The sequence below is a fragment of the Yinghuangia seranimata genome (assembly GCF_029953285.1).
Lineage (GTDB): Bacteria > Actinomycetota > Actinomycetes > Streptomycetales > Streptomycetaceae > Yinghuangia > Yinghuangia seranimata.
The window spans coordinates 24,858-43,663 of sequence record NZ_JASAOI010000066.1 but is presented as its reverse complement, the minus strand read 5'-3'; the positions used below and the strand labels follow the sequence as shown (position 1 = coordinate 43,663).

17 protein-coding genes are annotated in these 18,806 nt (G+C 72.0%); 9 read left to right on the top strand and 8 right to left on the bottom strand.

Annotation, left to right across the window (positions count from 1 at the left end; translation table 11 throughout):
• Positions 1-99: 99 nt before the first annotated feature.
• Both QI554_RS36980 and QI554_RS36975 read right to left on the bottom strand, forming a co-directional pair.
• Positions 100-2,352 (bottom strand): outer membrane protein assembly factor BamB family protein, encoded by a 2,253-nt coding sequence (locus QI554_RS36980; protein ID WP_281476721.1) that lies wholly within the window; start codon positions 2,350-2,352, stop codon positions 100-102.
• Positions 2,349-2,657 carry a hypothetical protein gene (locus QI554_RS36975; RefSeq protein ID WP_281476719.1) on the bottom strand — a complete coding sequence of 103 codons (309 nt, stop codon included), beginning with the start codon at positions 2,655-2,657 and terminating at the stop codon, positions 2,349-2,351. Before QI554_RS36975 ends, QI554_RS36980 begins: the two co-directional genes overlap by 4 nt.
• A 235-nt stretch (positions 2,658-2,892) precedes the next feature.
• Between QI554_RS36975 and mshD the strand changes: the two genes are divergently transcribed.
• From mshD to pstB, 8 genes are all read left to right on the top strand, one after another.
• Complete coding sequence (mshD, locus tag QI554_RS36970; protein WP_281476717.1) at positions 2,893-3,897, top strand: mycothiol synthase; 1,005 nt, start codon at positions 2,893-2,895, stop codon at positions 3,895-3,897.
• Between the two features lie 162 nt (positions 3,898-4,059).
• Positions 4,060-6,240 carry an RNA degradosome polyphosphate kinase gene (locus QI554_RS36965; protein ID WP_281476715.1) on the top strand — a complete coding sequence of 727 codons (2,181 nt, stop codon included), beginning with the start codon at positions 4,060-4,062 and terminating at the stop codon, positions 6,238-6,240.
• A complete protein-coding gene (locus QI554_RS36960) occupies positions 6,227-7,672 on the top strand; it encodes a CHAD domain-containing protein (protein ID WP_281476714.1) in 1,446 nt (481 codons plus the stop codon). The genes QI554_RS36965 and QI554_RS36960 overlap by 14 nt, the downstream gene beginning before the upstream one ends.
• Positions 7,660-8,610, top strand: coding sequence for an NUDIX hydrolase (locus QI554_RS43475; RefSeq protein WP_343230849.1), 951 nt, complete (start codon positions 7,660-7,662; stop codon positions 8,608-8,610). The genes QI554_RS36960 and QI554_RS43475 overlap by 13 nt, the downstream gene beginning before the upstream one ends.
• Positions 8,611-8,910: 300 nt before the next feature.
• Positions 8,911-10,071, top strand: a complete 1,161-nt coding sequence (pstS, locus tag QI554_RS36945; protein ID WP_281476712.1) for a phosphate ABC transporter substrate-binding protein PstS — start codon at positions 8,911-8,913, stop codon at positions 10,069-10,071.
• Between the two features lie 37 nt (positions 10,072-10,108).
• Positions 10,109-11,152 carry a phosphate ABC transporter permease subunit PstC gene (gene pstC, locus QI554_RS36940; protein ID WP_281476710.1) on the top strand — a complete coding sequence of 348 codons (1,044 nt, stop codon included), beginning with the start codon at positions 10,109-10,111 and terminating at the stop codon, positions 11,150-11,152.
• Positions 11,149-12,219, top strand: a complete 1,071-nt coding sequence (gene pstA / locus QI554_RS36935; RefSeq protein ID WP_425528118.1) for a phosphate ABC transporter permease PstA — start codon at positions 11,149-11,151, stop codon at positions 12,217-12,219. The genes pstC and pstA overlap by 4 nt, the downstream gene beginning before the upstream one ends.
• A gap of 77 nt (positions 12,220-12,296) precedes the next feature.
• Positions 12,297-13,073, top strand: a complete 777-nt coding sequence (pstB, locus tag QI554_RS36930) for a phosphate ABC transporter ATP-binding protein PstB (protein WP_281476708.1) — start codon at positions 12,297-12,299, stop codon at positions 13,071-13,073.
• A 159-nt stretch (positions 13,074-13,232) separates the two neighbouring features.
• Here pstB and QI554_RS36925 read toward each other — a convergent pair whose 3' ends face one another.
• Both QI554_RS36925 and QI554_RS36920 read right to left on the bottom strand, forming a co-directional pair.
• Positions 13,233-14,219, bottom strand: a complete 987-nt coding sequence (locus QI554_RS36925; protein WP_281476725.1) for an inorganic phosphate transporter — start codon at positions 14,217-14,219, stop codon at positions 13,233-13,235.
• Between the two features lie 18 nt (positions 14,220-14,237).
• Positions 14,238-14,858 carry a DUF47 domain-containing protein gene (locus QI554_RS36920; protein WP_281476706.1) on the bottom strand — a complete coding sequence of 207 codons (621 nt, stop codon included), beginning with the start codon at positions 14,856-14,858 and terminating at the stop codon, positions 14,238-14,240.
• Positions 14,859-15,209: 351 nt separating this feature from the next.
• Here QI554_RS36920 and QI554_RS36915 point away from each other — a divergent pair, with 351 nt between their 5' ends.
• The gene (locus tag QI554_RS36915; protein ID WP_281476705.1) at positions 15,210-15,551 is read left to right on the top strand and encodes a metal-sensitive transcriptional regulator; all 342 of its coding nucleotides are present in this window, start codon (positions 15,210-15,212) and stop codon (positions 15,549-15,551) included.
• Between the two features lie 51 nt (positions 15,552-15,602).
• On the opposite strand, the gene QI554_RS36910 is transcribed toward QI554_RS36915, so the two are convergent.
• The 4 genes from QI554_RS36910 to QI554_RS36895 all read right to left on the bottom strand — a co-directional run bounded on the left by QI554_RS36910 (position 15,603) and on the right by QI554_RS36895 (position 18,656).
• Positions 15,603-15,818: a hypothetical protein gene (locus QI554_RS36910; RefSeq protein ID WP_281476704.1), complete on the bottom strand. Its 216-nt coding sequence runs from the start codon at positions 15,816-15,818 to the stop codon at positions 15,603-15,605.
• A 247-nt stretch (positions 15,819-16,065) separates the two neighbouring features.
• Positions 16,066-16,959, bottom strand: coding sequence for an SCO4651 family lipoprotein (locus QI554_RS36905; RefSeq protein WP_281476703.1), 894 nt, complete (start codon positions 16,957-16,959; stop codon positions 16,066-16,068).
• Positions 16,960-17,069: 110 nt separating this feature from the next.
• Positions 17,070-17,807, bottom strand: a complete 738-nt coding sequence (locus tag QI554_RS36900; RefSeq protein ID WP_281476701.1) for a GntR family transcriptional regulator — start codon at positions 17,805-17,807, stop codon at positions 17,070-17,072.
• A 228-nt stretch (positions 17,808-18,035) separates the two neighbouring features.
• On the bottom strand, positions 18,036-18,656 hold the full coding sequence (locus tag QI554_RS36895) for a hypothetical protein (protein ID WP_281476700.1): 621 nt from the start codon (positions 18,654-18,656) through the stop codon (positions 18,036-18,038).
• Positions 18,657-18,806 lie beyond the last annotated feature (150 nt).

The following is an 18,806-nucleotide window of genomic DNA, read 5'->3' as shown; positions in this document are numbered from 1 at the left end:
GCCCCCCCCCCGACCCCCGCCGCCGCCCCCCCACCCCCCCCGGGCGGGCCCCCCCCCCCCCCCCCCCCCCCCGCCCCTCCTTCGTGTTCCGCCTACGCGCTACCCGAGCGCGATGACCCGGTAGTTCTTGAGGCCCGCCGTCGCGTTCTCGAGCTTCGGCGCGATCTCCTTCATCGAGTCCGAGTCCTTCTGGGACGTCGAGTCACCGACGTAGAAGAGCTTGCCGCCGTGCTCGTACGGCGTGGACGCCTGCATCTGCGACGCGCCGTACGCCGCCACACCCGGGAACTCCTTGAGGTGGGTTATCGTCCCGTCCTGCGCGGAGAACTTGACCAGGTGGATCGGCTTGAAGGACCCCGTCCCACCCGTCGCCAGCGCGAGCACGTCGCCGTTGTCGTCGACACGCAACGGGCGCAGCTGGCCCTGTGTGGTGAGCTTGAAGACCTTGAGGCCGGTCGCGACCGTCTTCGTCCACAGCTCCTGGCCGGTGGCCCGGTCATAGGCCGTCATCTGGTTGGCCGACACGCCTCCCGCGCCGAACGACGCCGACATGTCGCTGCCGGGCACGTAGATGTGCTTGTCGTCGGCGAGGACCGGCGTGGCGCCGCTCACGGAGGACATGAAGCCGCCCGGCGCCGAGACGACCGGGTGGTTCTTGTCGATCTTGAAGGCGGCCTTGCCCTGCGCGTCCAGGACCGTGATGACGGTGTTCCCCTGGACCGAGTTGCCCTCCATGACCATCACGGGCGAGGTGCCGATCACCTGGGTTCCGTAGCCGGACACGGGTCCGGTGCCCTTGTACTCGGTCGTCCACTTGGCCTTGCCGGTCGCCGGGTCGATCTCGGCCACGTTGTACACGCCGCGGCACGAGGCCGTGACGACCATGCCCTTGCCGCCGTACACCTTCTGCGACGAGCAGCCGGCCGGGAACACGGTCTTGACGTTCCACGTCGGCTTGCCGTCGGCGACCTGGTACGCCTGACCGCCGTACACCACGACGCCGCCGGACAGCGGGAGGTCGACCTCCTCGGTGCCGATGCCCGCCAGTCCCTTCGCCGGGCTGACCGGGGACGACCAGATCTTCTTGCCGGTCGTCACGTCAACGGCCTCCATCGACGTGCAGCCGTCCTTGGGGCCGAACGCGACGATCGCCGTCTTGTCGTCGAACTGCGGCGCCGCCATGCACACCAGAGACGCGTCGCCCGAACCCGACTTGTACTCCCAGGCGACCTTGCCGGTGTCCATGTTGTAGGCGACGATCCGGTTCGACTCGGTGACCACGATGTTGTCGCCGGAGAACCATGTGCCGGGCGTGATCGACGCGTTCGCGGCCGGGTCCGGCGCGGGGCCGTCCCGGCCGTCCATGATCGACCACTGCACGGTGCCCTTGGCCAGCGCCTCGCCGAGACCGTCGTTCTTGTCCTTGGTCGCCTGCTTGATCGCCCCGGCCGTCGCCGACGCCGCGATGAGCAGGCACACGACGGCGACCGGGATCAGCAGCGAGCGCTTGCGCTTCCCGGGGCGCTGTGCACGCGGCGGCCCCAGGTGCATGTCCCGTCGCTCCGCGTCCGTCGGCAGCGGGCCGGTCGGCACCGGCGGCGCGGCGGCCTGGCGGCCGCGCGGCGGCGGGACCGCGCCGGGCGGAGGCATCTGGCCCGGGGGCGGGTACCCGGCCGGAGCCCCGGGCGGCGGAAAGGCCCCGGGCCCGCCCGGAGGCGGGAAGGCGCCACTGTTCGCCGGGCCCGACGGCGGCGGCATGTTCGCGGGCGAGAACGCCTGCCCCGGCGGCGGGTTCGCACCCGGCGGAACCGGCCCGCCCGTCTGCGGACCGCTCGGCGGCGGCATGTTCCCGGGCGGCGGCTGGCCCCACGGCGCGTACGCGTTGCCCGGCCCGGCGGGCGCGCCGGCGTACCCGCCGCCGCCCCCGCCCGACCACTGCGGCTGCGGCTGGGACTGCGGCGGCACGTACGGCGGCTGCGCCGACTGCGGGGGCACGTACGGAGGTTGCGCGGACTGCGGCGGCGTGTACGGCTGCTGCTGTGCCTGGCCGGGCGGCGGACCGTACGACGACGGGCCGCTCTGCGGAGGCGGACCGTACGAGGACGGGCCGCTCTGCGGCGGCGGACCGTACGAGGACGGGCCGCTCTGCGGCGGCGGACCGTACGACGACGGCGCACCCTGCGGCGGACCGAACGACGGTGCCCCCTGCTGCGGCTGGCTGGCGGGCGGCGGGGCGAAGGACGGCGGCTGCTGCCCCTGCTGCGGCTGCTGCCCCTGCTGCCCTTGCTGCCGACGAGGGTTGTTCGGGTCCTCGTTGTCGTCCGGGATCTGGAACGACGGCGGAGTCGTCACGCGCCACCCCCCGCGACCGACGCGCCGGGAACGAGCGGCGCGGTCACGCCCATGCCCTTCGGGGCCGGGAGTTCCTTCAGATCGTCCGTGCCGGTGAAACCCGTCTCCTTCACCATGTTGTCGCCCCACAGCACGTAGAACACGAAGACCGACACCACCGCGGCGACGATGAGGAACCCGACGGCCCCCACCAGGAGCTTCCTGGGCGCGGCCGGGCCGCTGTACGGCGGGGGAGGAGGCGCGGCACCCCAGGGCTGCTGTTGGGGTATGCCGCCGTGCGGTCCTGTCGGAGGCGCGTACGACATTGGTCATTCCTGTTCGACGTGGGGGGCTGGTCGGCGGGTACTCGCAAGCCTCGACACGCTACCGGCATCGCGGCCCTTCCCGTTGAAGTCGATTGGCCATACTGGCAGTTGCTGCCCAGGTTCGCCAATATTGCGGTGATTTGCCGGGCAGGACGAGGGAAAACCCCAGGCCGGAACGGGGGATGGCGCGCACCGCCTCGCCGTCGGGCACCGGCGTGCGCCGTACGGTTGGGGCATGGTGCACGAGGAGACCCACTCTGAAACCGGCCAGGCGGCCGACCCCGCGTCCGGCTCGTCGGAGGCGACGTACGTCGAGGGCGTGGACCGCGCGGACGCCGCGGACGTCGTCGCCGTCCTCGCCCTCGCCGAGGAGGCCGCCCGCGTCGACGGCGCGTCGCCGCTGTCCGAGCAGACCCGGCTCGAGCTGCGGCACGGCGCGCCCGGCACGCGGGAGCTGCTGCTGCGCCGCGCCGACGGCACCGTCGCCGGGTACGCGCACCTCGACCTCTCCGACCCGCACGACGGCCCGTCCGGCGAGCTCGTGGTCGCCCCCGCCGACCGCGGCCGCGGCGACGGCCGGAAACTGGTCGGCGCGCTGTGGGAGGAGGCCCGGCACCGCGACGCGACCGGCAGGCTCCGGGTGTGGGCGCACGGCAAGCAGCCCGCCGCCGAGCACCTGGCGGCCGAGTTCGGTTTCACGGCGTTCCGCGAGCTGTGGCAGATGCGCCGCGCGACCGACCTCGCCGTGCCGGAGACCCCGCCGCCGCCCGGCGTGACGATCCGGACCTTCGTGCCGGGCCGCGACGACGAGGCGTGGCTCGCGATCAACGCCAAGGCGTTCGCGCACCACCCCGAGCAGGGCGCCTGGACGCTGGACGACCTGCGCCGCCGCATCGCCGAGCCGTGGTTCGACCCGGCCGGATTCTTCCTCGCCGAGGACGCGTCGGGCCGGCTGGTCGGCTTCCACTGGACCAAGGTCCACCCGGCCACCGCCGACGAGGGCGCGCTCGGCGAGGTGTACGTCGTCGGCGTCGACCCGGCCGCCCAGGGCGGCGGCCTCGGCAAGGTGCTGACCGCCGTGGGCCTGCGCCACCTCGCCCAGACCGAGGCCGACGGCGGCCCGCTGGCGGAGGTGCTGCTGTATGTGGACGCCGACAACGAAGCCGCGGTCAGCGTCTATACGCGTCTCGGCTTCCGCGTGCATACGGTGGATGTGATGTACCGGAAGCAGGAGGACTGACCGGACCGCGCCCGCACGGCCGCGGACCCCGAAAACACCCACGCACTGCCCCCGCCGGACGGGCCGACGCCCGACCGGAAAGCGCAGCGGGACGGCTCTCCGGTTTCCGGGGAGTCGTTTCCTTTTTACCGTGGAGACACCGAGCCGAGGGAGGATCATCAGATGACCGCCGATCTGCCCGCCTCCGCTCGACCCCGCCACCTCTCCCCCGTCCCCGACGACGGGGAAACGAATCCGGTCGGCCCGGCGGTCGCGGTCGTCTCAGCCGACTCGGGGCCCTCCGACCTGCCCAAGGACCGGTTCCTGGACCGCGAGGCCAGCTGGCTCGCGTTCAACGAGCGGGTGCTCGAGCTCGCCGAGGACCCCGAGACACCGCTGCTCGAGCGGGCCCGGTTCCTCGCGATCTTCGCGTCCAACCTGGACGAGTTCTTCATGGTCCGGGTCGCCGGCCTCAAGCGCCGCATCGCCACCGGCATGGCCGTGCGCGCGGCCAGCGGCCTGCAGCCGCGCGAGGTCCTGGAGAACATCTGGACCCGCTCCCGCTCGCTGATGGCGCGGCACGCCACCTGCTTCCACAACGACGTGCTGCCGTCGCTCGCCGACGCCGACATCGAGATCCTGCGCTGGGACGACCTGACCGAGGGCGAGCACCAGTCGCTGTACACGCTCTTCCGCGAGCGGATCTTCCCGGTCCTCACCCCGCTGGCCGTCGACCCCGCGCACCCCTTCCCCTATATCTCGGGGCTGTCGCTCAACCTCGCGGTCGTCGTCCGCAACCCGCGCTCCGGCAACCAGCACTTCGCGCGCGTGAAGGTGCCGCCGCTGCTGGCCCGCTTCGTCGAGGTCTCCCCCGCGCGGTTCGTCCCGCTCGAGGACGTCATCGCGGCGCACCTGGGCGACCTGTTCCCCGGCATGGAGATCATCGGCCGGCACACCTTCCGCGTCACCCGCAACGAGGACCTGGAGGTCGAGGAGGACGACGCCGAGAACCTCCTCCAGGCCCTCGAGCGCGAACTGATGCGCCGCCGCTTCGGCCCTCCCGTGCGCCTGGAGGTCGAGGAGAGCATCGACCCGATGGTCCTCGACCTACTGGTCCGCGAGCTCGGCATCGCCGAGAAGGAGGTCTACCCGCTGCCCGGCCCGCTCGACCTGACCGGGCTGCACGCGATCGCCGACCTCGACCGGCCCGAGCTCAAGTACCGCAAGTTCGTCGCCGGCACGCACCGCGACCTCGCCGAGGTCGAGACCGCGCACTCGGCGGACGTGTTCTCCGCGATGCGCAAGCGCGACGTCCTGGTGCACCACCCGTACGACTCGTTCGCGACCTCCGTGCAGGCCTTCCTCGAACAGGCCGCCGCCGACCCGCACGTGCTGGCCATCAAGCAGACGCTGTACCGCACCTCCGGCGACTCGCCGATCGTCGACGCGCTCATCGACGCCGCCGAGTCCGGCAAGCAGGTCCTCGTGCTCGTCGAGCTGAAGGCGCGCTTCGACGAGAGCAACAACATCGAGTGGGCGCGCAAGCTCGAGCAGGCCGGCTGCCACGTCGTCCACGGCGTCATCGGGCTCAAGACGCACTGCAAGCTGTCGCTCGTCGTCCGGCAGGAAGGCGACACGCTGCGCCGCTACTGCCACATAGGAACCGGCAACTACAACCCGAAGACCGCGCGGCTGTACGAGGACATGGGCCTGCTGACGGTCGACCCGCAGGTCGGCGAGGACCTGTCGAACCTGTTCAACCGGCTGTCCGGCTACTCGCGCGCCCAGACCTTCCGCCGGCTCCTCGTCGCGCCGCACTCGCTGCGCAACGGGCTGGTCGAACGCATAGACCGCGAGGTGGCCAACCACGAGCAGGGGCTGCCGGCGCACATCCGCCTCAAGTCGAACTCGATCGTCGACGAGACCGTGATCGACGCCCTGTACCGCGCGTCGCAGGCCGGCGTGCCCGTCGACCTGTGGATCCGCGGCATCTGCGCGATCCGCCCCGGGGTTCGGGGGCTGTCGGAGAACATCCGCGTCCGCAGCGTCCTCGGCCGCTTCCTCGAACACTCGCGCGTGTGGGTCTTCGCCAACGGCGGCGAGCCCGAGGTGTGGATCGGATCCGCGGATCTCATGCACCGAAACCTTGACCGCCGGGTGGAGGCCGCGGTACGCCTGAGCGGCCGACACCGGGACCAGATCGCCGAATTCGTCGAACTCGGCATGAGCGACGAGACCGCTTCGTGGCACCTCGGCCCCGATGGGACGTGGACGCGGCACGCCACGGCCCCCGACGGCGCCGTGCTGCGCGACGTACAGGACCACCTCATCGAGCTGAGGAGGCGACGGCGTGGGCCGGAGTGAGCGGCGTACCGAAACCGGCACGGACCCGGAGGACGCGGTGCCCGACCCGCACCTCCCCCGCCAACGCGGAGACTCCACCCCCGCGCCCACCCCACCTCGCCCGAAGCCCCCCACCAAACCCCGCAAACCCGGCAAGCCCAATCCCACCGACCGCAAGCCGAAGCGCCGCAAGCAGCCCCCCGGCGAGCCTGCCCCGTCACCGGCACCGGCCGGCGGCCACGTGGACGGGGTGGTCGAACCCGACGGCGAGTCGGCGCGTGTCGCAGCACCCGCCGAGCAGTCGGCGGACAGCCCGCAGGCCCGCAGCCGCGCCGACGCCGAGGCACCCGCCGCGGCGCCCGCACCTGCTCCTGCTCCTGCCGCATCGGCCGACAGCGGCAGCTCCGGGAAGGGCCGCAAGCGGGCCCCGGGCAAGGTCACCACGTCTGTAGCGTCGGCCGAGGGCTCGGTGCACGGTGCGAAGGCTGCGGCCGGCAAGCGGGGCAAGACCTCGCGCAGCGGCAGCTCCCCGGTGCGGACCGCGCGGGATGTGTTGCTCGATCATCTGCGGGGTGAGGTGTCCGCCTTCATGGCCGAGGTGCCTCGGGTGCGGGAGCACGGGGAGGATTCGGCGCATCAGATGCGGGTGGCGGCTCGTCGGATGCGGAGTGCGCTGCGGACCTGCCAGCCGTTGCTCGAGCCGGAGGCGGCGCAGGCGCTGGCCGTGGATCTGCGGTGGGCCGCGGACTGTCTGGCCGGGGAGCGGGACAACGAGGTGCTGCTCGAGCGCCTGGTCGGCGCGTTGGAGCAGTTGCCGGTGCGGTCGGGGACGCCTCGGGCGCGGTCGGCGGTGGAGCGGCGGTTGCGGGGCGGGCTCGCCGCGGGGCACACCACCGCGTTGCGGGCACTCGACTCGGCGGACTTCGCGACGCTGGTCGACCGGCTCGCCGAGCCTGAGCTGGGGCTCGGGTTCACCGCCGAGGCCGACGGGCCCGCTGCCGTGGTCGTGCCCGCGTTGGCCGCGAAGACGTTCCGCAGGCTGGCCCGCGGCGCGGCCGGGCTGCCGCTCGCCGAGGCGGCCGTCCCCTATGCCCACCCCGTCCCGTTGTCCGGCGAGGACGACGAGGCCTGGCACCGCGTCCGGATCCTCGGCAAGCGGGCCCGCTACGCCGCCGACATGTGCGTCCCGGAGTTCGGCGCGCCGGCGAAGTCGCTGGCCAAGCGCATGAAGGAGGTCACCGAGTCGCTCGGCACGCACCAGGACGCCGCGCTCGCCGCCGAGGTCGCGCGCGAGCTCGCCCTGTCGCCGCGTATCGGCGGTGCGGCCGCGTTCGTGCTCGGCGAGCTGTTCACGGTGCAGCGGTTCGCGGTCGCCGAGGCGCGTCTGACCTTCGCGACGGTGTGGCCGACGCTTCGGGACCGGCTCGACGAGGTGGAGCGGTGGGGCGACTGAGCGGTATGAGCCGGTTCGGCGGCGACCCGTCCGACGAGGCGGCGCGTACGCCGGTGCGCGCCGCGGGCGCCGTGCTGTGGCGTCCCGCCGACAACCCGCACGGCTACGAGCTGGCGCTCGTCCACAGACCCCGTTACGACGACTGGTCGCTGCCGAAGGGCAAGATCGAGCCCGGCGAGCACGCCGCCATGGCCGCGGTGCGCGAGGTGTACGAGGAGACCGGCTTCGTCGCCGCGCTCGGCCGTGAGCTCGGGGTGCAGTCGTACGCCGTCGGCGAGCGCCTGAAGCTGGTCCGCTACTGGGCGGCCGAGGCACGCGCCGGGCGGTTCCTGGCCAACCGCGAGGTGGACCGGCTGGTGTGGCTGCCGCCCGACGAGGTCGGCACGCTCATGTCGTACCGCCGGGACGCCAAGCTGACCGCCGAGCTGACCGCGGTGCCGTTCGCGACGGCGCCGGTGATCGTGCTGCGGCACTGCGGCGCGGTGGCGCGCGCGGCGCACCGGGACGCCGACGCGGACCGGCCGCTGACCGCCGCGGGGCGGGCGCAGGCCGACCGGTTGGGCGAGGTGCTGGCCGCGTACGGTCCGGCGGCGGTGCTCAGTTCGCCGTCGCTGCGCTGCCTGGAGTCGGTCGACCCGTACTGCATCCGGGCGGGCGTCGCCGTCGAGGTGGTGCCGGCGCTGTCGGAGGAGGGGCACGCGGAGCAGCCGGGTGCCGCGGCGGAGCTGATCAAGGTGCTGGTCGCCGAGGGCGGCCCGGTGATCGTGTGCACGCACCGCCCGGTGCTGCCCGCGCTGCTCGGCGCGGTGGGGCACGCGGCGCAGCCCGGGAGGGCGTCGGACGAGCTCCTGCTGCCCGGTGAGTTCGTCGCGCTGCACGTCGACGGGGGCGCGGTGGCGGCCGTCGATCGTCACGCCCCGTATCCGACGGAGGGGTGACCACCGTCCGGTCGCGCCGCGGTCAAGAAACGGACACAGCGGGCGGAACGGAAGCCTCAACGACTGTGAACACAGGATGAACACCGCCCAAAAACGCTGGTAAACGCCCTGATCAGCGCGTCGCGCCCGAGCCGCGCGGCGGCGAAACCGGGCCCGTCGCGTGAACCCTGATGGCCTGCCTGTGTTCACGCTCGGTTCACTTTCCCCCGTCGTTTGCTTCACACGTGCGACCTAACGTCGGCATCGACGGTGACCACCGTGGTCATCGCGAGGCTCTTGAAGCAATCGGAAGGAACAGCCGTGACCACTCGGCCCCGACTCGCTCGGCGCAGCGCCGCCTTCGCCGCGATAGCCGTCGCCGGCGCGCTCACGCTCACCGCCTGCGGCTCCGACGACAACAGCGACAAGCCGGCGTCGGGCGAGACGACGAACGCCGCCAACCCGCCTGGTGGCTCTTCCTCCGCCGCAGCTCCGGCCAAGCTCGACTGCCCGACCGGCACCCTGCAGGGCGCCGGCTCCAGCGCGCAGAAGAACGCGATGGACGAGTGGGTCAAGGCCTTCCAGCAGAAGTGCTCGGGCGCCAAGGTCGAGTACAACGGCAACGGTTCCGGCGCGGGCCGCCAGGCGTTCTTCGACTCGCAGGTCGCGTTCGCCGGCTCCGACGCGTCGATCGCGGACGCGGACGTCGCCAAGGGCACCGCCGCGTGCAAGGGCACCCCGGCGATCAACCTCCCGATGGTGACCGGCCCGATCGCGGTCGCGTACAACGTCTCGGGCGTCAAGGACCTGGTCCTGGACGCGAAGACGATCGCCGGCATCTTCGCCGGCCAGATCAAGACCTGGGACGCCGCCGAGATCAAGGCGCTGAACCCGAAGGCGACGCTGCCCAGCACGCCGATCCAGGCCGTGCACCGCTCGGACAAGTCCGGCACCACCGAGAACTTCACCAAGTACCTCAAGGCCGCCGGCGGCGACGCGTGGGCCGCGGCCCCGTCGCAGGACTGGCCGAGCCAGGAGGGCCAGAGCGCCAAGGGCAGCGACGGTGTCGCGAACGTCGTGAAGACGACCGCGGGCGCCATCGGCTACATGGAGGGCTCCTTCGCGGAGAACGCCGGCCTGGGCGTCGCGCAGATCAACACCGGTGCCGCCGCGCCGGTCAAGCTCACCCCCGAGGCGGCCGGCAAGGCCGTCTCCGCGGCCAAGATCACCGGCACGGGCAACGACCTGAAGCTGCAGCTCGACTACGCGACCAAGGCCGAGGGTGCCTACCCGATCGTCCTGGTGACCTACGAGATCGCGTGCGAGAAGGGCACCCCGGCGGACAAGCTCCCGCTGGTGAAGTCCTTCCTGACCTACACCTCGAGCGAGGAGGGCCAGTCGATCCTCGCGAAGAACGGCTACGCGCCGCTCCCCGCCGAGATCGCCACCAAGGTCCGCACCGCGGTCGCCGCCCTGTCCTGATCCGGCACCAGCCCTGATCGACAGCCACGGAGAAGAGATGTCCACCTCCATCACGCCGGAGTCGCGCGACAACGCCCAGCGCGACTCCGGCAGCCGCCGGAGCCCCAAGGCCGACCAGGCCCACGGCGCCGACGCGAAGCCCAACAAGACCCAGGTACGGCTCGGCGACAGGGTGTTCCTCGGCCTGTCGCGCGGCGCGGGCATCACGCTGCTGGTCATCATGGCCGGCATCGCGGTGTTCCTCGTCGTCAAGGCGCTGGACGCGCTAGGCGACAACAACGGGAACTTCCTGACCGACTCGACCTGGGTCACCGACGGCAGCAAGCCCGCCTTCGGTGTCGCGGGTCTGGTCGGTGGCACGGTCATCAGCGCCGGAATCGCGATGCTCATCGCGGTCCCGGTGGCGGTGGGGGTGGCTCTCTTCATCACGCACTACGCGCCCCGGCGCGTGGCGCAGACCCTGGGGTACATCGTCGACCTGCTGGCGGCGGTCCCCTCGGTCGTCTTCGGCCTGTGGGGCCTGGTGTTCCTCTCGCCGAAGCTGCTCGGCCTGCACACCTGGCTGAGCGACTACCTCGGCTGGATCCCGATCTTCGACAAGGACGAGACGGGAACCACCGCCCGCACGCTGTTCACCTGCGGCATCATCCTGGCGATCATGGTCCTCCCGATCATCGCCGCGGTGACCCGCGAGGTCTTCCTCCAGGTGCCGCGCGCCCACGAGGAGGCCGCGCTCGCGCTCGGCGCGACGCGCTGGGAGATGATCCGCACCGCGGTGCTCCCGTTCGGCAAGCCGGGCATCATCAGCGCCTCGATGCTCGGCCTCGGCCGTGCGCTGGGCGAGACCATCGCGGTCGCGATGGTGCTGTCCAGCAGCCAGGAGTTCACGTACAAGATCCTGGACCCTGGCGGGAACACGATCGCCGCGAACATCGCGAACCAGTTCGCCGAGTCGAACGACCTGGGCCGGGGGGCGCTCATCGCCTCCGGCCTCGTGCTGTTCGTGCTCACCCTGCTGGTGAACGGTGCCGCGCGCGTCGTCATCAACCGCCACAAGGAGTTCTCGGGGGCGAACGCATGAGCATCGTCAAGACGGACACCGCCGCGCCCCCCGCGGAGCCCAAGCCGCTCCAGCTGACCCGCCGCAGCATGCCCACGTGGATTCCGTGGGCGGTGGCCGTGGCCGCCGTCGGCGTCGGCCTGCTCACCAAGGCCGTGCAGGGCAACTGGGCGCTCGGCGGCTTCTTCGCCGGCCTGTTCTACGTCGTCGTGGTCAGCTTGGCCTCGTGGCAGATCGAGGACCGCCGCCGCGCGAGCGACCGCCTGGCCACCAGCATCGTGTACTCCGCGTTCGTGGTCGCGGTCGTCCCGCTGGTGTCGATCCTCTGGTACACGGTCCAGCAGGGCTGGGAGAAGCTCTCCCCCGAGTTCCTCAGCCACTCGATGAACGGCGTCGGCCCGCGCGACGACAAGGGCGGCATCTACCACGCCATCATCGGCACGCTGGAGCAGGTCGGCCTGGCCGGACTGATCGCCGTCCCGCTCGGCCTACTGACCGCGATCTACCTCGTCGAGTACGGCCGTGGCCGGCTCGCGCGCACGATCACCTTCTTCGTCGACGTCATGACGGGTGTCCCGTCGATCGTCGCGGGCCTGTTCGTCTACGCGTTCTGGATCCTCGCGCTCGGCTTCGAGGCGTCCGGCTTCGCCGGCTCGCTGGCCCTCGCGATCCTGATGCTGCCGACGGTGGTGCGGTCCGCCGAGGAGATGCTGAAGCTCGTCCCGAACGAACTGCGCGAGGCGAGCCTGGCGCTCGGTGTGCCGAAGTGGCGCACCGTCCTCAAGGTGGTCCTGCCGACCGCGATCGGCGGCATCATCACGGGCGTCATGCTCTCGATCGCCCGCGTCATCGGCGAGACGGCGCCGCTGCTGCTGCTCGTCGGCCTGTCGCAGTCGATCAACACCGACCCGTTCTCGGGGTGGCAGAGCTCGATCCCGCTGTTCGTGTTCGACCAGAACCACAGCGGCAGCCGGTTCGCCCCCGACCGCGCGTGGGCCGCGGCGCTCACGCTCATCATCATCGTGATGCTCCTCAACCTCGTCGCGCGTCTGATCGCGCGGTGGAAGGCCCCGAAGGCAGGGCGATGACCGTGGCGACCACCCGAATCCCCGAACCGCGACAGAAGACACCGACCCCGGGCACCGGTGCCCGTGACGAGGCAGGCATGACCAAGCGCATCGAAATCTCCGGACTCAACGCCTACTACGGCAGCCACCTGGCCGTCGAGGACATCTCGATGACCATCGAGCCCCGGACGGTCACGGCGTTCATCGGCCCCTCCGGCTGCGGCAAGTCGACCTTCATCCGCACCCTGAACCGCATGCACGAGCTCATCCCGGGCGCCCGGGTCGAGGGCTCGGTGCAGCTGGACGGCCAGGACCTGTACGGTCCGACGGTCGACCCGGTCGCGGTGCGCCGCACGGTCGGCATGGTGTTCCAGCGCCCGAACCCGTTCCCGACGATGTCGATCTACGACAACGTCGCGGCGGGCCTGCGCCTGAACGGCATCAAGAAGAAGGGCGACCTCGACGCCATCGTCGAGCGCTCGCTGCGCGGCGCGAACCTGTGGAACGAGGTCAAGGACCGCCTCAACAAGCCCGGTTCCGGGCTGTCCGGCGGCCAGCAGCAGCGGCTGTGCATCGCCCGCGCGATCGCCGTCGAGCCGCAGGTGCTGCTCATGGACGAGCCGTGCTCGGCGCTCGACCCGATCTCCACGCTCGCGATCGAGGACCTGATCGCGCTGCTCAAGGAGCGGTACACGATCGTCATCGTCACGCACAACATGCAGCAGGCGGCCCGCGTCAGCGACCGCACCGCCTTCTTCAACCTGGCCGGCCCGGGCCTGCCCGGCAAGCTGGTGGAGATCGGCGACACCGAGAAGATCTTCTCGGCGCCCGAGGTCGAGGCGACCGCCGACTACATCGCCGGCCGCTTCGGCTGATCCGGCCGGCACCGAGGACGGCGGCCGGTTTTGGCGCACGACGTGCGAGAGGGCGGTTCCCCGCGGATGCTCCGCGGGGAACCGCCCTCTCGCGTCGTGCCGGGCCTGCGTCCGGCCGTGTCCCGCCCGCTCCGTGCGACGTCGCGGCCGGCGGACGGCTTACAGGAAGATCAGCGCCAGGATGCCGTACGAGGCGGCCGAGACGAGCGCGGCGGCCGGAATGGTCAGCACCCAGGCGCTGACGATGTTGCCGGCCACACCCCAACGGACCGCGGACAGGCGCTTGGTCGCGCCGGCGCCGAGGATCGACGAGGTGATGGTGTGCGTCGTCGAGACCGGGGCCTGGTAGACGAACGCCGTGGTGTACAGGACGCCGGCGGCGGTCGCCTCTGCGGCGAAGCCGCGCGGCGGGTCGAGCTCGATGATGCGGCGGCCGAGGGTGCGCATGATGCGCCAGCCGCCCGCGTAGGTGCCCGCGCTGATCGCGCACGCCGCAGCGACGGTCACCCAGATCGGCACGTCGTAGTCGGTCTGGTAGCCCCCGACCACCAGCGCCATGACGATCAGACCCATGGTCTTCTGCGCGTCCTGGAGGCCGTGGCCGAAGGCCATGCCGGCCGCCGAGACGGTCTGCGCGACGCGGAAGCCGCGGGTCACCTTGTGCGGGTTGCGGCGCCGGAACGCCCACAGGATCGCGACCATGAGCAGGTACGCCACGGTGAAGCCGATGATCGGCGAGACGATCATCGGAATGACCACCTTGTCGACGACACCGCTCCAGTACACGGTCTGCGCCCCCGCGAGCGCCGCACCGACCAGGCCGCCGATGAGGGCGTGCGTGGAGGACGACGGCAGGCCGAGCCGCCATGTGATGAGGTTCCAGGCGATCGCGCCGAACAACGCGGCCGCCACGATCACCAGGCCTTGGTCGCCCTGGGGTGCGGCGATGATGCCTTTGCCGACCGTTTTCGCGACCTGTTCACCCGCGAACGCGCCGGCCAGGTTCATGACGGCGGCCATCGCCAGCGCGGCCCGGGGCGTGAGCGCCCGGGTCGACACCGAGGTGGCTATGGCGTTGGCCGCGTCGTGGAACCCGTTGGTGTAGTCGAACGCCAGCGCGATCACGACGATCGCGATGGTCGCCAACAGGACGAGATCCACCGGTCAGGACTCCTTGACCGTGATGGTCTCGATGGTGTTCGCGACGTGCTCGAAACCGTCGGCGGCCTCTTCGAGGGCGTCGACGATCCCCTTGAGCTTGAGCACCGTCAGCGCGTCGTACTTGCCGCTGAACAGGTGCGCGAGCAGCTTGCGGTGGATCTGGTCGGCCTGGTTCTCCAGCCGGTTGACCTCGATCCAGTACTCGGTCAGGTCTTTCATGGTGCGCAGCCGCGGCATGACCTCGGCGGTCAGCTCCGCGGCCCGCACCAGCACCTCGATCTGGTCCGCGACCTGGGCCGGGAGCTCGTCGAGCTGGTACAGCACGACGAGGTCGACGGCCTCGTCCATGTAATCCATGATGTCGTCGAGCTGCGAGGCCAGGGTGTAGATGTCCTCGCGGTCGAACGGCGTGATGAACGACGAGTTGAGCTGGCGCATGATCGCGTGGGTCGCGTCATCGCCGGCGTGCTCGGCAGCCCGCATCCGTTCGGCGATCTCCGGTCGTGCGGAGACGTCGGCGCCGAGCAGCTCGGTCAGGAGCTTGGATCCGGTGACGAGGTTGTCCGCCGATGTGGCGAACATGTCGTAGAAGCTCGTCTCCCTGGGGGTCAGACGCAATCGCACAGAGATCTCCGGGATGAGGAATGCGGTCCTGACGATGCTAGGCGCTTGTCACCGCGGGTTCACAAACCAGGGGGACGCGACACCTCACGCCTGGTACCCGGGCGTGACAGGGTGCACGCGCGCCACCACCAAGAGGCATCCGGGCGACGTGCGCCGGCAACCGGAATCGGCCGCTCCCGTGCGGCGGACGGGCGGTGCGGGGGAAGATAAGGGGACGTACCGTCGTCCGGGCCACCGGGTTCCCGCACCTTGCGCGATGTTGCGGAAGTCACACTGCGGGCCCGGGGCGGGAGCGTGCCTCAGAAGCGCGCACCGCTTGCCGAAAATACCCCCCGGGGGTAAGTTTGCGGTATGGACACCACAGCGGTCGACACCCAGGGCAAGGAGCAGGCGGCCGGGCACACCCACGCGGGGCACGGCTACAGCCCGCGCAAGGACGAGCATCTCAAGCGGCTCCGCCGCATCGAGGGCCAGGTGCGCGGGCTGCAGCGCATGGTGACCGAGGACGAGTACTGCATCGACGTGCTCACGCAGGTCTCCGCCGCGACCAAGGCGCTGCAGGCCTTCGCGCTCAGCATGCTCGAGGAGCACCTGGCGCACTGCGTCGCGCACGCCGTCGAGCAGGGCGGGCCCGAGGCGGACGCGAAGGTCAAGGAGGCCTCGCAGGCGATCGCGCGCCTCGTCAGGTCCTGAACCGCGCCGCACGGACGGCGCGCGACGGGTCGGCCCGCGGGTCGGCCGGCGTCAGGTACGCCGGCCCGGCCCGTCGGGGCACTCGGACCACGCGGCCGCCGCGGGGCGGGCCGCCTGACGTGCGGCGCCCAGACCCAGCACCGCGTCGATCTCCGCGGCGGACAACGGGCCTTCGCTCTGCGACGCCGCGATGATCAGCTCGCCGTAGAGCTCGATCTCGTCGAAGATCACGAGGTCGTGCACGCGCACATCAGAGAATGGCGTCACCCACACCACCTCCTCGAATCGGCGTAGACGAGCGGGCGCGTCCGCCCGTCCGGGCGTACCAAGCCTAGGGTCGCGGCCCGCCCGGGCGCATGACACGCATGGGCCATTTGCGCACCGCCCGCCCCCGGGGGTGCGCCCGCTCACGGGGCGGCGCGCCACCGGCGCACGGGGTGGTCCGGACCATTACGCCATACGCCCCACGCGGGCACCGGCCCGGCGGGGCGCACGAAATGCGGTCGGGAGCCGCTCAGGGCTTGCGTCCGGTCGGGGACGCGGACGACGACGGGGGCGCCGCCGCGGCCGGCGGCTTCTGCGCGGACGGCGCGACGTACAGGTCCTCGGGACGCGGCTGCTGCACCTGCACCGGCACCCCGAAGTCGTACAGCTCGGCCGCCGAAACCACCTTCGCCGTCTGGCCCTTGGCGTCCTTGCCGGCCGGGGCGCCGCCCGGCGCGAGGTTGAACTCCTCCTGCACCTTGCGCAGCCGGCCCTGGTCGTCCAGGTACACCTCGAACGGAATCGTGGTGCTGGAGAAGCTCTTCAGCGCGGCCGCGAGCGGCGCGCGGCGGTTCTCCGGGGTCGCGTCGTGCGCCTTGCGGATGTCGAGGGTGCCCTTGAAGTGCCGCACCTGCGCGTCACCGAGCTTCTCCACGCCGATCTGCCGCACGTCGTCGTTCACACCGCGCAGTATTTCGAACGACGTGGTCGGGTCGGCGCTGCCGCCGCTGATGAGGTTGCCGTCGGCGAGGCCGTTCGCGTCGATCCGCACCCACTTGTCGGCGGGGATGCCCGGCGACGCGTTCTTCATGTACAGCGCCTCGGGCGTCACGATCTCCTGCAACGGGCCGGTCAGCCCCGAGTCCTTCGGGACCTCCAGGCTCACCGTGCCGACCCTGCGGCTGTAGTCGAACAGCCCCTCGCCGTTGAGCGTCACGCTCCGGCCGCCGGACTCCATCGTCATCGTCGTCTTCGTACGCGAACTGCCGGCGGCGATCGTGGTGGCCGTCGCGGCCCGCACCGCGGCCACCGCCTCCGGCGACCCGGCGGCGGCCGGTTCTGCACCGCCGCCTCCCCCGCCGCCACAGCCGGTCAGCCCCAGTGCGCCCACGCAGACGCCGGTCAGCACGATCCGGACCTTCATCCCACGACTCCCGATGACGGAAAACCTGCTCGGACCCGTACGGCCGCGCGGGCGCGCGCACGACGGGCGCGACACCGCTCGACCGGGAGAACGAGCGGGAGGTGCCGGGGTCACGGGTGCGCGGGCGGAATCTCCTCGGATTCCCCGGCGTCGTCCGCGCTGTCGTCCGGCTGCAGCCGCCGGGACCACGCGAGGTGACGTTCCATCAACCGGCCTGTCTCCGCCGGGTCGCACGCCTCGACGGCGTCGAGGATCTCGTGGTGCTCCTCCGCCGCCGGGCCGACCTCGCCGCGCTCGACCATCGCGCGCAGCCGGTACAGCCGTGCCTGGGACCGTAGTTCGACGACCATGCGGACCAGGCGCTGGTTCCCCGACAGCTCCAACAGACAGGCGTGGAACCGCTGGTCGGCGTCCACGTAGGCGAGCACGTCGCCGCGCTTGACCGCGTTGACGATGTCGTCGGCGAGCCCGCGCAGCATCGGCATCGCGTCGGCGACGCCGGTCCTGGCCAGCTCCACGACCGTCGGGATCTCCAGGAGGCAGCGCAGCCGGTGGATCTCGTCGGCGTCGTGGGCGGACAGCGCCCGGACCCGAAAGCCCTTGTTGCGCACGGGCTCCACGAGTCCGTCCTTGGCGAGGTCGAGCAGCGCCTCGCGCACGGGGGTCGCCGACACGCCGAACCGCACGGCCAGTCCCGGCGCCGAATACACCACGCCGGGCCGCATCTCGCCGGCCACCAGAGCGGACCGGATCGCCCGCGCGACCTGCTCGCGCAGGCTCAGCCGCGCCCCGAGCCGGGCCGCGTCACCCGCCGGGTCGGCACCGTCGCCGGTGTCCGCATCGCCCATGTCCTCAAAGTCCCTCCGTGACACGGCGCGCCACCCCCGCCGCAGGGCCGCACGGTCCCCCGTGCCGGCCGGCGTCCCCACCAGACCGTAACCGAAGCGGCACCCTCGGCGCAGCTCAGGGGCCGCGGGTGACGTGCGGCAACAGGGGCGTGAGGGGGCATACGCCGCGCACCGCGCGAACGGGGACGGTCGACGCGCGCCTGCTCCGGCGTCAGGAGGGAAGCGGCGTCACGACGCCCGGCGACGCCTCGCGGCCGTCGCCGCGGCGGCGGCGCCCACCGCGAACAGGCCGACGCCGCCCGCCAGATAGGGCCACGTCGGGGTGTCGCTCCCGGTGTGCGCGAGGCTCGCCGGAGCCGGTACGGCACGACCGGTCGCGGGGGCCGGGGCGGTCGTCGGTGCCGCGGGCGCCGACGTCGCGGGGAGGGCGCGCGAGGTCGGGTGCGCGGGGCAGGGCTTGTCGCCCAGGGTCACGTTGACCGGCACCGGGCCCTGCGGGAGGAGATGGACGTCCAGCGCGACGGCGTGGCCCGGCAGTTGCTCGCCGATGCCGATCCAGCCGAGCGGGCCGAGGTCGACCTTGCGCAGCCCGGTCGTCTTGGCCTCGACGCCGAGGGTGTCGAGCGCGCGGACGGCGGCGGCGGTCAGTGCGCCGGGCTCGCCGCAGGTCGGCTGCAGCAGTTGCAGGTCGACGACGTGGCTCAGCGCGGCCTGGATCTGGTCGGTGCTCGGCGGCTGCGGGGTGGCGGCGGTCGCCTGTGCGTGGCCCGTGGCGGCCAGGCTCAGGACGGCGGCGGCGAAGAGCGGTGCGAACAGGCGGACGGGCACTGAGACAACGGACTCGGGCACGGTGGAACCCCTCGGGAGGACGGCAGGCGGAAGCCGTCCGGCACTGCGCGGAGGGGTGACGCATCGGATGTGATGATCCGATCACCGGACGCGGCGAGTCTGACAGGAACGACCCGCGCTCCGGGGCGGAACCGGACTGTTTGCCCCGAC